Raw genomic sequence first — 14673 nt, 5'->3', positions numbered from 1 at the left:
GGGTGAGGGTGAAAAGCTGTCTATCACCAGCGCGTTTTTAACAGGTTCGGCTGAATACCATTAATGGCACGCAGATTTCCGTAATCCTGTTTGGCAATGCCTGCTTCGAATTCGTCGCGGAAATATTTAATCGCACTCTGCAATGGCTCAACGGCACCCGGCGCGTGGGCACAGAAGGTTTTACCTGGACCCAGATGGCGGCAAAGCTGCTCCAGGGTTTCGATATCCCCCGGCTGTCCTTCGCCGCGCTCAAGCGCGCGCAGGATTTTTACGCTCCACGGCAGACCATCGCGGCACGGTGTACACCAGCCGCAGGATTCACGGGCAAAGAACTCTTCCAGGTTACGCACCAGCGGCACCATACCAATTTCATGGTCAACCGCCATTGCCAGCGCCGTACCGAGACGGCTGCCTGCTTTACCAATACTTTCAAATTCCATCGGCAGGTCGAGATGAGCTTCCGTCAGGAAGTCGGTCCCCGCCCCACCCGGCTGCCAGGCTTTAAACTTCAGGCCATCACGCATGCCGCCGGCGTATTCTTCCAGGATTTCGCGAGCGGTTGTGCCGAACGGCAATTCCCAGACGCCAGGGTTTTTCACGCGGCCAGAGAAGCCCATCAGCTTGGTGCCGGCATCTTTACTCATGCCGCCGCCAATGCCCTGATACCACTCCACGCCGTTAGCCAGAATAGCCGGGACGTTACACAGGGTTTCGACGTTGTTTACACAGGTCGGTTTACCCCAAACGCCGCTTGATGCCGGGAACGGTGGCTTAGAACGTGGGTTCGCACGACGGCCTTCCAGGGAGTTAATCAGCGCGGTTTCTTCCCCGCAGATATAACGCCCGGCTCCGGTGTGTACGAACAGTTCGAAATCGAAACCGGAACCCAGGATGTTCTTACCCAGCAGGCCCGCTTCGGTGGCTTCGGCAATCGCGCGACGCAGGTGGTCTGCCGCCTCGATGTACTCACCACGCAGGAAGATGTATCCACGGTATGCTTTCAGCGCAAAAGCGGAAATCAGCATGCCTTCCACCAGCAGGTGCGGCAGTTGCTCCATCAGCAGGCGGTCTTTATAGGTGCCTGGCTCCATTTCATCGGCGTTACACAGCAGGTAACGGATGTTCATGGACTCGTCTTTCGGCATCAGGCTCCACTTCAAACCGGTGGAAAAGCCCGCGCCGCCGCGCCCTTTCAGGCCAGCGTCTTTTACCGCAGTCACGATTTCATCTGGCGCCATGCCGGTCAGCGCTTTACGCGCGCCTTCATAGCCGTTTTTGCTACGGTATTCGTCAAGCCAGACCGGCTGTTTGTCATCGCGCAGACGCCAGGTCAGCGGATGGGTTTCGGCAGTACGAATAATCGTCTTCATTTATACTGCTCCAGCAAGTCAGGGATGGCTTCCGGCGTCAGATGGCTGTGAGTGTCCTCATCAATCATCATGGTCGGCCCCTTGTCGCAGTTCCCCAGGCAGCAGGTTGGTAACAGGGTAAAGCGGCCGTCAAACGTAGTCTGGCCCGGCTTGATGTTCAGTTTGGCTTCGATAGCCGACTGAATGCCCTGGTAACCGGTGATATGGCAAACCACGCTGTCGCAGTAGCGAATCACGTGGCGGCCAACCGGCTGGCGGAATATTTGGCTATAGAAAGTGGCCACACCTTCTACATCGCTCGCCGGGATACCCAGCACGTCAGCAATCGCGTAGATGGCACCATCTGGCACCCAACCGCGCTGTTTCTGAACGATTTTCAGCGCTTCGATAGAGGCCGCACGGGCATCTTCGTAATGGTGTTTCTCGTGCTCAATCGCCTCACGCTCTGCCGCACTCAGCTCAAAAGCTTCAGCCTGGTTTTGTTGGTTATCGTGCATAGTTAGCGATCCACATCAGACATTACAAAATCGATACTACCCAGATAGACAATCAGGTCAGAAACCAGGCTGCCGCGGATCGCCGCCGGAATTTGCTGCAGGTGCGCAAAGCTCGGGGTACGAATACGGGTACGATAGCTCATGGTGCTAGCGTCGCTGGTCAGGTAGTAACTGTTAATCCCTTTCGTTGCCTCAATCATCTGGAAGGATTCATTGGCCGGCATGACCGGGCCCCAGGAAACCTGCAGGAAGTGAGTGATCAGGGTTTCGATATGCTGCAGCGTGCGCTCTTTCGGCGGCGGCGTAGTCAGCGGATGATCCGCTTTGAACGGGCCGGCTGGCATATTTTTCAGACACTGCTCAAGGATGCGCAGACTCTGGCGCAGCTCTTCAACTTTCAGCATAACGCGGGTGTAGCAGTCGCTGATGCCACCGCCAACCGGGACTTCGAAATCGAAGTTCTGGTAGCCGGAGTAAGGACGAGCCTTACGCACGTCGAAGTCGATACCGGTGGCGCGCAGGCCAGCACCGGTGGTGCCCCACTCCAGCGCTTCTTTCGCGGTATAGGCTGCAACGCCCTGGGAACGGCCTTTCAGAATGGTGTTGCGCAGCGCGGCTTTCTCATAAGAATCCAGGCGCTTCGGCATCCACTCCAGGAACTCTTTCAGCAGGCGTTCCCAGCCCTTCGGCAGGTCGTGTGCAACGCCGCCAATACGGAACCAGGCCGGGTGCATACGGAAACCGGTAATCGCTTCCACCAGATCGTAGATTTTCTGACGATCGGTAAACGCGAAGAAGACCGGCGTCATGGCGCCCACGTCCTGAATAAAGGTGGAGATGTACAGCAGGTGGCTGTTGATACGGAACAGCTCAGAGAGCATAACGCGGATAACTTCAACACGTTCCGGCACGACGATGCCAGCCAGCTTTTCAACCGCCAGCACGTAAGGCATTTCGTTGACGCAACCGCCGAGGTACTCGATACGGTCAGTATACGGAATGTAGCTGTGCCAGGACTGACGCTCACCCATTTTCTCAGCACCACGATGGTGGTAGCCGATATCCGGCACGCAGTCGACGATCTCTTCGCCGTCCAGCTGCAGGATGATACGGAAAGCACCGTGCGCGGAGGGGTGGTTCGGCCCCAGGTTCAGGAACATGAAGTCTTCATGTTCGCTGCTGCGCTTCATGCCCCACTCTTCAGGCTTGAAGGTCAGCGCTTCCATTTCCAGATCTTCTTTCTGTTTAGTCAGGATAAACGGATCGAATTCGGTGGCGCGCGCCGGGTAGTCTTTACGCAGCGGGTGGCCTTCCCAGGTCGGCGGCATCATGATGCGCGTCAGGTGCGGGTGACCATTAAAGGTGATGCCAAACATCTCCCAGGTTTCACGCTCATACCAGTTGGCGTTCGGGAAGAGTTTGGTCAGCGTCGGCAGGTTGAGATCGTTTTCAGACAACGCCACCTTGAGCATGATATCGCGATTGCGTTCAATGGAAATCAGGTGGTAGAAAACGGAAAAATCCGCAGCCGGTAAACCGTTGCGGTGTGTGCGTAGACGCTCATCCATGCCATGCAGGTCGAACAGCATAACGTAGGGTTTTGGTGATTTCTTAAGGAAATCGACCACTTCCAGTAACTGTTCACGCTTAACCCAAACGACGGGCACCCCGGTGCGGGTTGGCTGAACGGTAAAGGCATCCGGCCCAAAACGGTTACGCAATTCGCCAATGACCGGATCATCCAGGTGATCCCTTGTCTGCCAGGCTGGCATAGCGGCGTCTTGCGCGGTTAAATCGGTCATAGTTCTCACCATTGCAAATGGTTCTGTGGTGACTGCGTTCAGTGTCTTTGTTTTTATATTATTGATATACAAAGACGCTCACTGACCGCAGGCGCTAATTAAATCTCGTCCGGCGTCCGCAGGTTGGTGACCGCGATACGCTCGCCGCGCTTACGCTCACGCTCAGACTGCATGTTGGCGCGGTAAACGCCCTGATCGCCAACGACCCACGACAGCGGGCGGCGCTCTTTACCGATAGACTCCTGCAACAGCATCAACGCCTGCATGTAAGCCTCCGGACGCGGCGGGCAACCTGGGATGTACACATCAACCGGGATAAATTTATCGACACCTTGCACAACGGAATAGATGTCGTACATGCCGCCAGAGTTAGCGCAGGCGCCCATGGAAATGACCCATTTCGGCTCCAGCATCTGATCGTAAAGGCGCTGGATTACCGGAGCCATTTTGGTGAAGCAGGTACCGGCCACCACCATCAGGTCAGCCTGACGAGGAGAAGCACGTAAAACTTCTGCACCGAAACGCGCCACGTCATGTACAGCGGTAAACGAGGTCACCATCTCTACATAGCAGCAGGAAAGGCCAAAGTTGTATGGCCAGATTGAGTTTTTGCGACCCCAGTTCACCACATCGTGCATAGCATGCTCGAGCTTGCCCATGTAAACGCTGCGGTTAATCTCTTGTTCGAGGGGATCGGTTACGATCTCCTGCTTTTGCAGGGGGTAACGGTCATTCTCACCGTTGGGGTCTATGCGGGTGAGCGTATAGTCCATCTTATTGCCTCGCTATTACTGCGTATGACGGTTAGTGAGACTGTCTGTTTCCGGGTTGATTTTCTCACGACGCGAACGCGCAGGAGTCCAATCCAGAGCGCCAACGCGCACCAGATAAACCAGACCAGCCAGTAGCACTAAAATGAAAATTGCGGCCTCGACGAAGCCAATCCAGCCGCTTTCACGGATAGAAGTTGACCACGCGTAGAGATACAAGGCTTCCACGTCAAAAATAACGAAGAACATGGCGACCAGGTAAAACTTGGCGGAGAGACGTAGACGCGCCGTACCAACGGAGTCGATGCCCGACTCGAAGGGGGTGTTTTTGTGCCGTGCCTTAGCTCGTCCGCCAAGGAACCAGCCCCCGACAAGCATCAAACAACACAGGCCAACGGCGACAATAAGAAAGACAGCGAACGCCCAGTGATGAGCGATAACTTCAGTGGATGTTGACATACTCATTGCTTACTCATCAAAAGTGGCGCCAAAGTCTCTGCTCTTGTTGGCAGATGAACGCCACATCGATTCATGGGGAGGAACAATCAACCGTACAATAACTACCGGAAATAATACGTAGGCAGCCAATTGATGGGGTTTTTTACTCCTTTCTATAACCTTTTGTCAACTTTAACAAAAGTATCCACACATTAATTTACACCGACAGCAATTCATTAACATTTAATGCGTTAAAACTCATCAACACTCGCGTAAAGACCAGATTTAGATGAGGGTGAATCGTGTCCGTTCCGTGTGAAAAAATAAACAGCCCCTATATTTTGGCAGGAAATTACAACTATTCCTCCCCCCAAGAGGGAGTATTTTCTTGATCTGAGACACGCTTTTGTTAATCCACTTCAAAAAGAAGCAACATTGTTATGCGTTTTTTAACATTACCTGGCCTTTGCATGAAGTTTTTGCGCATAAAACGAGCGAAAATAAACATGCAACCAATATATTGAATTTGTTAGAAAAGATGAGCACCCATGTGATTTAATGAAAATCAGGTATAAAAAATGGGCCGTTGGCGTAAAAAAAACCACCAACGACCCATTTTGTATCTTTAATATTTTGTTACTAACTAGTCGACCTGCAGCTACTCAAAATCCCCTTCAACCAGCAGCGTGTCGTCCCCTTCACTTCCCACGGTGTTATAACGGTATGGGTTTTCCGGCGTCGCCAGCGCACTGAAGATCGCTTGCGCCAGCTCATTACCACTTTCGGGGTTTTTACACAGCAGATATTGGGTTTCAGGTAAAATAGGCAGTCCTTCTGACGCCCCCAGCACACGAAGTTCCGGACTCATCATTTCAACCGGCCTGGCCGTTACGCCTAATCCCGCTTTTACGGCGGCCCTGACCGCGGCAAGCGTAGAGGCGACATAAGAAATACGCCATGGCGTCTGGCTGGCATCAAGATGTTCCAGCATCATATCGCGGTACGGGCTTGGATCGTCCAGCATCACCAGCGGCAGCGCTTCCCCACTTTGAAAAACATAATCAGCGGCGCAGTACCACAGCGTAGGCGAGGTTCGCAGGACAATGGCATCAAAGTTAGAAGGGTTTGATGTCGTCACCACCAAATCGACCTCATGCTGATTAAGCATTTCGATCATAAAGGGGTTGCGTTTGACCCTGACATCCAGCGCAAGCTTGGGGTAAACCGAACTGATGCGGTTTAACAGGAACGGCAGGATGGTGTCCGCCGTTTCATCGGAGGCGCCAAGGGTAAGCGACCCTTGCAGGTTGTTAAACATCAGCGAAGAGCACGCTTCATCATTAAAGCGTAGGATTTTACGCGCATAGCCCAGCAGTTGAATGCCGTGCTCGGTGAGCAGTTTATTGCGGCCATGTCGGGCAAAAAGCTCTTTTCCAACTAATTGCTCGAGGCGCTGCATCTGTTGGCTTACAGCGGATTGAGTACGGCACACTGCCGCCGCCGCTGCCGCAAAGGTATTGAGATCGGCGACCGCAACGAATGTCCTCAGCAGATCGAGGTCGAGGTTCAGTATCGGACGATTTGCGTTAATCATAATTTATTCACTAATAGGTTGCTCTTTCGAGTCTGCCCTGGTTGTATTGCTATGATTTATCAAAGAGATAAAGCAATTCCTTTTACCGAATGTCTCCGGTAGTCTTGGCCGCATACGTTAGCGACGGTTCTGTTTGTTATTTTTGTATTCCCCGGCATGTCCCAATAATCTAAAACACACCCAAACGGGATATTAAGCAGGTCAGGATAAGAAAAAAACCACTAACTCATCGTACCAGTCGACTATTTTAAAACTGCGTTAGAAAGGTAAGTCAGCTTCAAAAAACGACTTTTAATAAGCTTTTATATGATTATTTAACGGGCTGGAGTGCAGCGGCAGGCTTAAACCGGCCAAAACACACAACCAGCTGAATAATAATGGAAATATTTTAATTTTCCGGCAAAGCCATGTCGTTGGCACAGCTACTGGCATCCAAAACCTACCATTTTTCGTAGTGTATCTTACAGTAAAACATGATGTTTTATAACACTTATTGCGAATTATCTGATCTTATTCTCTTTTTGTGGTTTCCACTCTGTTGATTATTTACAACGTTTTTTGAAGTCAGCCACACACTATAATAAAAGACACTTAATTATTGCCGAGGTATTTATCTATTACATTGACCAATCTTTTGATATACATCTCTTTAACTACCTTTTCATTAATCCCTTAATGTTTCAGGCATGAATATTAATTTTTACTTATGTTTAGCGACAACGCATTTACGTCGGCAGCACCTCTCCCTCCGCAGTGATCAAGAAGCAGTGAATACCATTGCATCACGGCGATATAATTAGCCAATAAAACCACAATAACTAAAATTCATGGTTTTTTTAACCATCAGTATTTTTAAATCGCGTTCCGTGCTTATACATTGTGCTGTAAAGATAAATTGCATTTCTTCAAGCCCCATCCTTCAAATCTCGCTTAAGCAGGAGTACATTGTGGCGGTGCGCTTCCACGGCAGGACGCGAAATTAACAACAAAGGTCGAAGCTTCATGTCCCCCATCGAAAAATCCAGCAAACTTGATAATGTCTGTTATGACATCCGTGGCCCGGTACTCAAAGAGGCAAAACGCCTTGAAGAAGAAGGCAACAAAGTGCTTAAGCTCAACATCGGCAACCCCGCGCCGTTCGGTTTCGAAGCGCCGGATGAAATCCTTGTTGATGTGATCCGTAATCTTCCAACCGCCCAGGGATATTGCGACTCCAAAGGGCTTTTCTCTGCCCGTAAAGCCATCATGCAGCATTATCAGGCTCGTGGGATGCGGGATGTCACTACGGAAGATATTTATATCGGGAACGGCGTTTCCGAACTGATCGCCCAGTCGATGCAGGCGCTGCTAAACAGCGGTGACGAAATGCTGGTTCCCGCGCCGGACTACCCGCTTTGGACAGCTGCCGTTTCTTTGTCCAGCGGCAAAGCCGTGCATTATCTGTGTGATGAGAGTTCTGACTGGTTCCCGGACCTCGACGATATCCGCGCTAAAATCACCCCACGCACGCGCGGCATTGTGATTATTAACCCAAACAACCCTACCGGCGCCGTTTACTCCAAAGAGTTGCTGTTAGAGATTGTCGAGATTGCACGCCAGCACAATCTGATCATCTTTGCCGATGAGATTTACGACAAAATCCTTTATGACGATGCCGAGCATCACTCGATCGCAGCCCTGGCACCGGATCTGTTAACCATTACCTTCAACGGCCTGTCAAAAACCTATCGCGTGGCCGGTTTCCGTCAGGGTTGGATGGTGCTCAACGGGCCGAAGAAACACGCTAAAGGCTATATTGAAGGTCTGGAGATGTTAGCCTCTATGCGCCTGTGCGCCAACGTCCCTGCCCAGCATGCTATCCAGACAGCGCTGGGAGGATACCAAAGCATTAGCGAGTTTATCGTGCCTGGTGGCCGCCTGTACGAACAGCGTAACCGTGCCTGGGAATTGATCAACGAGATCCCCGGCGTCTCCTGTGTTAAGCCTCGTGGGGCGCTGTACATGTTCCCGAAAATTGACGCAAAACGCTTCAATATTCATGACGACCAGAAAATGGTGCTGGACTTCCTGCTGCAGGAAAAGGTTCTGCTGGTTCAGGGTTCGGCATTTAACTGGCCGTGGCCGGATCACGTGCGTATTGTCACTCTGCCGCGCATTGATGATCTGGAAATGTCGATAGCTAAGCTGGGACGTTTCCTCGGACACTACCATCAGTAAGCCGTTCGGGGGCATTTGCAATGCCCCCTTTCTCCCCTCACAATGACGTCACCAAGTTGTTACCGCGAGAACGTCATGAGTCAGAGCCATTTCTTTGCCCACCTCTCCCGCCTGAAACTGATTAGCCGCTGGCCACTAATGCGGAATGTCCGCACCGAGAACGTGTCTGAACACAGCCTGCAGGTCGCCATGGTTGCCCACGCCCTTGCCGCTATCAAAAATCGCAAGTTTAACGGCAACGTAAATGCCGAACGTATTGCGCTGCTGGCGATGTATCACGACGCCAGCGAGGTGCTGACCGGGGATCTCCCCACGCCGGTAAAATACTTCAACTCGCAAATCGCACACGAATACAAAGCCATTGAAAAGATTGCGCAGCAGAAGCTGATCGAAATGGTGCCGGAAGAGCTTCGTGATATCTGGGCGCCGTTGATTGATGAGCACAGCTACAGTGAAGAAGAGAAAGCGCTGGTGAAGCAGGCCGATGCGCTATGCGCTTATCTGAAATGCCTGGAGGAGCTGTCGGCCGGGAACAACGAGTTTCTGCTGGCGAAAAGTCGCCTGGAAAAAACGCTGGCCGACCGCCACAGCCCGGAAATGGATTATTTTATGCGGGTATTTGTGCCAAGCTTCCAGCTTTCGCTGGATGAAATCAGCCAGGATTCGCCGCTTTAAACACGTCCATCTGCCGAAGCGAAATCAGGATAATGTTTTCCCCTTCTCCCTTACAGGGAGGAGGCCGGGATGAGGATAAATATCAGAACGGGAATAACATCGGTACCATCACCACGCTCACGATCATCACAATGACGGTAAACGGCACGCCGAGCTTCACGAAGTCGCTGAACTTATAGTTTCCTGGCCCCAGCACCAGCGTGTTCACTGGCGAAGAGACTGGCGTCATAAACGCCGCAGAAGCCGCCATCGCCACAATCATCGCAAACGGATACGGCGACACCCCCATTGATTTAGCCGCAGCCAACGCAATAGGCGCCATCAATACTGCCGTGGCGGTATTAGAAATAAATAACCCGATAGCCGCACACATCACAAACAGGCACACCAGCATGATATATGGGCCGTAGCCACCACCAAACTCCATCAGCCCATGAACGATCAGATCCACCCCGCCGGTTTTCTGCAGCGCTAAAGCGAAAGGCATCATCCCGACAATCAGAATAATGCTCGGCCAGTGAATCGCCTTATAGGCACTTTCCATATCAATACAGCGGAATTTGCCCATCAACAAACAGGCGATAATCGCGGCGATTGGATTGGGTATTTCGTCGGTCAGCATCAGCGCCACCATCAGCGCCAGGCAGAAAATCGCATGAGGTGCCTGGCTGTGGGCCGGGGAGGCATCCTGCTCTTCCACAGGCAGACTCAGCACCAGGAAATCACGATTCTGCTGTGAAAGCTGGTTGATCAGCTTCCAGTCACCAACCACCAGCATAATGTCGCCCAACTGGATAGGTTCATCCACCAGCAATCCTGCCATGGCTTCACCCGCCCGCCGCAGGCCAACAACGTTAAGGCCGTAGCGGGTTCGGAAAGCCATTTCTCGCAAAGTCTGCCCGGTAAGCCCTGACTCTGGCAGCAGAGAAACTTCTGCCATCCCCACATCCAGCGCCTGATCGGAAAAATACTCTCCCCGCAGGATCATTGGCTCCAGCATTTGCTCCCCGCAAAACTCTCGCAAATCAACCTCTGAGGCCGACATGTCAATCAGCAGTACATCGCGGGCGCGGAATTCCGTACCGCCGGTCACGTTGACAATAACGCGCCGAAAGCGGCGCCAGCGCTCCAGGCCAATCACGTTCGCGCCGTAGCGTTCACGCAGCTTTAAATCGTCCAGACGATGGCCAACCATCGGTGAGCCAGGGCGAATAGCCAACCGGCGAGCCCGCCCGGTCAGGCGATATTCTTTTATCAGATCGCGAAATGAACGGCGCTTCCAGCTCTCTTTGCCTGCCTCTTCGCCCAGGCCTTTGAGCGCAAAACGCGCCACCAGCATATAAAGGATGCCCAGCACCAGCACCGCCAGGCCAATCGGCGTCACGCTAAAGAACTGGAACCCCTCCAGCCCTTCACGAAGCAGTTCGCTGTTGATCACCAGGTTAGGCGGCGTCGCAACCAGCGTCATCATGCCGCTTATCAGCCCGGCAAAACTGAGCGGCATCATCAGCCGGGAAGGTGAGATTTTCATGCGCATAGAAACGCTGAGCACCACCGGAATAAAAATCGCCACCACGCCGGTGGAGCTCATAAATGCCCCCAACCCGGCCACCGTCACCATCAGCAGGACCAGCATTTTGGTTTCGCTGCTGCCCGCCACGTCCACCAGCCAGCTTCCCATCTTGGTGGCTACACCGGTGCGCACCAGCCCGTCGCCAATAATGAACAGCGCGGCAATCAGAATCACGTTGGGATCGCTAAAGCCGGAAAATGCTTCGCTGAGGCTTAATGTTCCGCTGAGCACAAAAGCGACAATCACCAATAACGCCACCGCGTCCATACGCATTTTTCCTGTGGCGAACAGCAGAACGGCAACCGCCAGTAACGACAACACCCAAATGAGTTCCGAATTCAAAACGAGTCCCTGAATGGCTGAATATTGGTGAATTGAATGTAGACGAGAATGCCATAAAAAAACCCCGCAAATGCGGGGTTAAATCATGGGATTAGTGTTTTCTTAACACTTCGACGACTCCGTCCGGGGATTTCTGGACGAGCAGTTCGGTGAGGGACGTCAGAACGTAATCCACGTGCTCAAGCCGGGGTGTATCCGCCGGGGCATTAACGGCTATCACGTGGCAACCGGCAGCCAGCCCTGAAAGCACGCCTGCTGGCGCGTCTTCAACGACCACGCACTCTTCCGGCTCCAGGCCAAGCAGCTGCGCTCCCAGCAAATAGGCATCCGGCTCAGGCTTACCGCGTGCGACGCGTTCCGCCGTCACAAACACGTCCGGCTCTGGCAGCCCACCGGCCAGGCGACGAGCGGATGCCACCGGCACGGAACCTGAGGTGACTATGGCCCACGGAATACCCGCTTCGTTAAGATGAGCCAGCAGCTCCGCAGCTCCCGGCAGCGCGACAATGCCGTCGGTATCTTCAGACTCAAGCTTCTCCAGACGCAGGAACTCTTGCTGAATCTCTTCCTCAGAAGCACCAGCCATAAAGTGGCGCAGTGAAGTAATCGCCTGCTTGCCGTGGATGAAGCCTAATACTTCTTCCGGGGAAATATTAAAACGCTTTGCCCAGTTTACCCACGCGCGTTCAACGGCGGGAAGGGAGTCAACCAGCGTACCATCCAAATCAAACAAGAAACCTTTACACTTCACTCCGCGTCTCTCCTCAGGCGTTAATGATCTGCGCAATCTCGTTGGCGCTTAAGTGATACTGACGTGGGCAGGCGTGCCACACTTTCAGCATTCGTTGGTATTTGTCCCACATTGGGGTTTGGGCGTTGAAACCGTGGGTGCCGGCATCAAAATGGGTATAGCGGCCTTCAATATTCACCATAAAGCGAACATAGCCGAGGAAGCGGGCTTCGGTGGCGGCATCAAAGCCCATAAAGGTGACGCGGCGTTCATCGATTTCTTTGCCGTCTTTCAGGTTTGTCCAGGAGACATGCATCGCGTGATACATTTCCATGATGTCGATAACGATGCGGCATGTTTCTTCTTTTAGCTCGCCAAACTCGCGATCCAGCTCGCGCATTTGCAGGCCATAGCCGCGTTCGATGATGGTCTGCAGACGACGATAGCGTTCGGCGTTATCCGGGTCCATCATCGTCATCATCTTATACTGGTTAGATAAAATCAGACGTTGCGCGTGGGTCATTTCCATTTCCTGGCTCCTTTGGTACATGGAAAAATGCAGGTTACGACGAGGATAACCTGTAAGAAAGTGTGCCTTCCTTTATATGCGCAACCGTAGGGTAATTACAAATCATCCAGGAAAGTTTTATCCAACTGCTTAAACGCGCGCTTCAGCACGTCCGCCAGCGCCTGATAGTCTGGCTTACCTTCCACCGGTGCCAGCGCCTGCCCGGCTTCCTGAAGCTTCATGCGAACGTCATAAAACCACTGTAACGTCGACGGCGGTAATGGCGTGACCGAGCGCTTACCCAGCCACCACAGCCCCTGCATCGGCAGGCTACAGGCAAAGAGTGCCGTCGCCACCGCCGGGCCAAGCTGGCCACCCAACGCGATTTGCCACGTCAGGGTAAATACTGCCAGCGGCGGCATAAAGCGGATGGCATAGCGGGTGGCGCGTATCACGCGGTTTTCGATAAATACCGGCGCCAGACGCTTATCCAGCGGCCAGGTCTTCGAGTAGTGTTGCCCACGTCCGAACAGGCTAAACCAGCTTACATGGCTATTCTGGGGTGTCGACATGGCTCATACCTCAACTCTACGTATAAAAAATAAAATAATACTGTAACTCAACAACTCTAAATGACATCGTTCAAAAAATTTTGTCTTTCCGAGCCGCTATCTGCTACCCTGTGCCGGCCTTTGATGGCCGTAGTTGGGAAACCACAAGCTGTCAAACATTCTTTTACATCGCCGTGACCTGCAGCTTCAGGAATATGGCGTAAACTCTGAGTAATTTTATTCGCCATGCCGAAAAACGCTTCCGGCATGACGTTAATCATAAATGTCCGCGTCATCATGCGCTACGCTGATAGACTCACTGACGTTTTTTTAGCAACGTATCAAAAATAGGTACTTCCATGTCGAGTAAGCTAGTACTGGTTCTGAACTGCGGTAGCTCATCCCTGAAATTCGCAATTATCGATGCTGTAAACGGTGAAGAGTACCTTTCTGGTTTAGCAGAGTGTTTCCACCTTCCTGAAGCTCGTATCAAGTGGAAGCTGGACGGCGCTAAACAAGAAGCGGCTCTGGGTGCAGGTGCCGCTCACAGCGAAGCTCTTAACTTCATCGTTAATAAAATTCTGGCAGAAAAACCAGAATTGTCCGCTCAGCTGACCGCAATTGGTCACCGTATCGTACACGGCGGTGAAAAATACACCAGTTCCGTAGTTATCGATGATTCCGTGATTCAGGGTATCAAAGATTCAGCCTCTTTTGCACCGCTGCATAACCCGGCTCACCTGATCGGTATCGCTGAAGCCCTGAAATCCTTCCCTAACCTGGCTGATAAAAACGTTGCCGTGTTCGACACCGCGTTCCATCAGACCATGCCGGAAGAATCTTTCCTCTACGCTCTGCCGTACAAACTGTACAAAGAGCACGGCGTTCGTCGCTACGGCGCACACGGCACCAGCCACTTCTACGTGACTCAGGAAGCCGCAAAAATGCTGAACAAGCCGGTTGATGAACTGAACATCATCACCTGCCACCTGGGCAACGGCGGTTCCGTTTCTGCAATCCGTAACGGCAAATGCGTTGATACCTCCATGGGTCTGACCCCGCTGGAAGGTCTGGTGATGGGTACCCGCTCCGGCGACATCGACCCGGCTATCATCTTCCACCTGCACGATGCCCTGGGCATGAGCGTAGAAGACATCAACAAAATGCTGACCAAAGAGTCTGGCCTGCTGGGTCTGACCGAAGTGACCAGCGACTGCCGCTACGTTGAAGACAACTACGCAACTAAAGAAGACGCTAAACGCGCAATGGACGTTTACTGCCACCGTCTGGCGAAATACATCGGTTCCTACACCGCGCTGATGGATGGTCGTCTGGACGCCGTTGTCTTCACCGGCGGTATCGGTGAAAACGCCGCGATGGTGCGCGAACTGTCCCTGGGCAAACTGGGCGTACTGGGCTTCGATGTTGATCACGAGCGCAACCTGGCTGCACGTTTCGGCAAGTCTGGCTTCATCAACAAGGAAGGCACCCGCCCTGCGGTGGTTATCACCACCAACGAAGAGCTGGTCATCGCTCAGGATGCATCCCGCCTGACCGCCTGATTCCCTCACCGCCAGCCTTAGCTGGCGGTGTTGTTTTCTGAGTC

The 14673-nt window shown here is 52.7% G+C and carries 14 protein-coding genes; 3 read left to right on the top strand and 11 right to left on the bottom strand.

The annotated features are described in order from the left end of the window. Nucleotides 1-23 precede the first annotated feature (23 nt). From nuoF to lrhA, 6 genes are all read right to left on the bottom strand, one after another. Entirely contained in the window at nucleotides 24-1370 is a 1347-nt protein-coding gene (gene nuoF, locus WFK85_RS04060; RefSeq protein ID WP_039305072.1) for an NADH-quinone oxidoreductase subunit NuoF, read from the bottom strand. Next, nucleotides 1367-1867 (bottom strand): NADH-quinone oxidoreductase subunit NuoE, encoded by a 501-nt coding sequence (nuoE, locus tag WFK85_RS04055; RefSeq protein WP_008459776.1) that lies wholly within the window; start codon nucleotides 1865-1867, stop codon nucleotides 1367-1369. The genes nuoF and nuoE overlap by 4 nt, the downstream gene beginning before the upstream one ends. Nucleotides 1868-1869: 2 nt before the next feature. Then, the gene (nuoC, locus tag WFK85_RS04050) at nucleotides 1870-3681 is read right to left on the bottom strand and encodes an NADH-quinone oxidoreductase subunit C/D (RefSeq protein WP_008459775.1); all 1812 of its coding nucleotides are present in this window, start codon (nucleotides 3679-3681) and stop codon (nucleotides 1870-1872) included. Nucleotides 3682-3767: 86 nt separating this feature from the next. Beyond that, a complete protein-coding gene (gene nuoB / locus WFK85_RS04045) occupies nucleotides 3768-4442 on the bottom strand; it encodes an NADH-quinone oxidoreductase subunit NuoB (RefSeq protein ID WP_008459774.1) in 675 nt (224 codons plus the stop codon). Nucleotides 4443-4457: 15 nt separating this feature from the next. Next, on the bottom strand, nucleotides 4458-4904 hold the full coding sequence (gene nuoA, locus WFK85_RS04040) for an NADH-quinone oxidoreductase subunit NuoA (protein ID WP_008459773.1): 447 nt from the start codon (nucleotides 4902-4904) through the stop codon (nucleotides 4458-4460). Nucleotides 4905-5535: 631 nt separating this feature from the next. After that, nucleotides 5536-6471 carry a transcriptional regulator LrhA gene (gene lrhA, locus WFK85_RS04035; RefSeq protein WP_008459771.1) on the bottom strand — a complete coding sequence of 312 codons (936 nt, stop codon included), beginning with the start codon at nucleotides 6469-6471 and terminating at the stop codon, nucleotides 5536-5538. 1002 nt (nucleotides 6472-7473) lie between these two features. Between lrhA and alaA the strand changes: the two genes are divergently transcribed. Next, nucleotides 7474-8688, top strand: a complete 1215-nt coding sequence (gene alaA / locus WFK85_RS04030; RefSeq protein WP_336706916.1) for an alanine transaminase AlaA — start codon at nucleotides 7474-7476, stop codon at nucleotides 8686-8688. A gap of 75 nt (nucleotides 8689-8763) precedes the next feature. Next, nucleotides 8764-9363 (top strand): 5'-deoxynucleotidase, encoded by a 600-nt coding sequence (yfbR, locus tag WFK85_RS04025; RefSeq protein WP_166990925.1) that lies wholly within the window; start codon nucleotides 8764-8766, stop codon nucleotides 9361-9363. A gap of 82 nt (nucleotides 9364-9445) precedes the next feature. On the opposite strand, the gene WFK85_RS04020 is transcribed toward yfbR, so the two are convergent. From WFK85_RS04020 to WFK85_RS04000, 5 genes are all read right to left on the bottom strand, one after another. After that, complete coding sequence (locus WFK85_RS04020) at nucleotides 9446-11278, bottom strand: SLC13 family permease (protein WP_166990922.1); 1833 nt, start codon at nucleotides 11276-11278, stop codon at nucleotides 9446-9448. 91 nt (nucleotides 11279-11369) lie between these two features. Beyond that, on the bottom strand, nucleotides 11370-12065 hold the full coding sequence (locus tag WFK85_RS04015) for a sugar phosphatase (protein ID WP_205246337.1): 696 nt from the start codon (nucleotides 12063-12065) through the stop codon (nucleotides 11370-11372). Next, the gene (locus WFK85_RS04010; protein ID WP_166990919.1) at nucleotides 12043-12537 is read right to left on the bottom strand and encodes a YfbU family protein; all 495 of its coding nucleotides are present in this window, start codon (nucleotides 12535-12537) and stop codon (nucleotides 12043-12045) included. The genes WFK85_RS04015 and WFK85_RS04010 overlap by 23 nt, the downstream gene beginning before the upstream one ends. A gap of 95 nt (nucleotides 12538-12632) precedes the next feature. Next, nucleotides 12633-13088 carry a terminus macrodomain insulation protein YfbV gene (gene yfbV / locus WFK85_RS04005; RefSeq protein ID WP_008459760.1) on the bottom strand — a complete coding sequence of 152 codons (456 nt, stop codon included), beginning with the start codon at nucleotides 13086-13088 and terminating at the stop codon, nucleotides 12633-12635. A gap of 56 nt (nucleotides 13089-13144) precedes the next feature. Then, a complete protein-coding gene (locus WFK85_RS04000) occupies nucleotides 13145-13348 on the bottom strand; it encodes a hypothetical protein (protein ID WP_157141428.1) in 204 nt (67 codons plus the stop codon). A gap of 78 nt (nucleotides 13349-13426) precedes the next feature. Between WFK85_RS04000 and ackA the strand changes: the two genes are divergently transcribed. Beyond that, nucleotides 13427-14629 (top strand): acetate kinase, encoded by a 1203-nt coding sequence (gene ackA / locus WFK85_RS03995; RefSeq protein ID WP_008459758.1) that lies wholly within the window; start codon nucleotides 13427-13429, stop codon nucleotides 14627-14629. Nucleotides 14630-14673 lie beyond the last annotated feature (44 nt).

The organism is Cedecea sp. VD22, assembly GCF_037150195.1.
Taxonomy (GTDB): Bacteria; Pseudomonadota; Gammaproteobacteria; order Enterobacterales; family Enterobacteriaceae; genus Cedecea.
Note: the sequence above shows the minus strand (reverse complement) of the source record. Positions and strands in the feature narration are given on the sequence as shown.

What these genes read in the sequence shown, in the direction of transcription:
- nuoF (WP_039305072.1), bottom strand. Translation starts at nt 1,370, where the DNA reads ATGAAGACGATTATTCGTACTGCCGAAACCCATCCGCTGACCTGGCGT.
- nuoE (WP_008459776.1), bottom strand. Translation starts at nt 1,867, where the DNA reads ATGCACGATAACCAACAAAACCAGGCTGAAGCTTTTGAGCTGAGTGCG.
- nuoC (WP_008459775.1), bottom strand. Translation starts at nt 3,681, where the DNA reads ATGGTGAGAACTATGACCGATTTAACCGCGCAAGACGCCGCTATGCCA.
- nuoB (WP_008459774.1), bottom strand. Translation starts at nt 4,442, where the DNA reads ATGGACTATACGCTCACCCGCATAGACCCCAACGGTGAGAATGACCGT.
- nuoA (WP_008459773.1), bottom strand. Translation starts at nt 4,904, where the DNA reads ATGAGTATGTCAACATCCACTGAAGTTATCGCTCATCACTGGGCGTTC.
- lrhA (WP_008459771.1), bottom strand. Translation starts at nt 6,471, where the DNA reads ATGATTAACGCAAATCGTCCGATACTGAACCTCGACCTCGATCTGCTG.
- alaA (WP_336706916.1), top strand. Translation starts at nt 7,474, where the DNA reads ATGTCCCCCATCGAAAAATCCAGCAAACTTGATAATGTCTGTTATGAC.
- yfbR (WP_166990925.1), top strand. Translation starts at nt 8,764, where the DNA reads ATGAGTCAGAGCCATTTCTTTGCCCACCTCTCCCGCCTGAAACTGATT.
- WFK85_RS04010 (WP_166990919.1), bottom strand. Translation starts at nt 12,537, where the DNA reads ATGGAAATGACCCACGCGCAACGTCTGATTTTATCTAACCAGTATAAG.
- yfbV (WP_008459760.1), bottom strand. Translation starts at nt 13,088, where the DNA reads ATGTCGACACCCCAGAATAGCCATGTAAGCTGGTTTAGCCTGTTCGGA.
- WFK85_RS04000 (WP_157141428.1), bottom strand. Translation starts at nt 13,348, where the DNA reads ATGATTAACGTCATGCCGGAAGCGTTTTTCGGCATGGCGAATAAAATT.
- ackA (WP_008459758.1), top strand. Translation starts at nt 13,427, where the DNA reads ATGTCGAGTAAGCTAGTACTGGTTCTGAACTGCGGTAGCTCATCCCTG.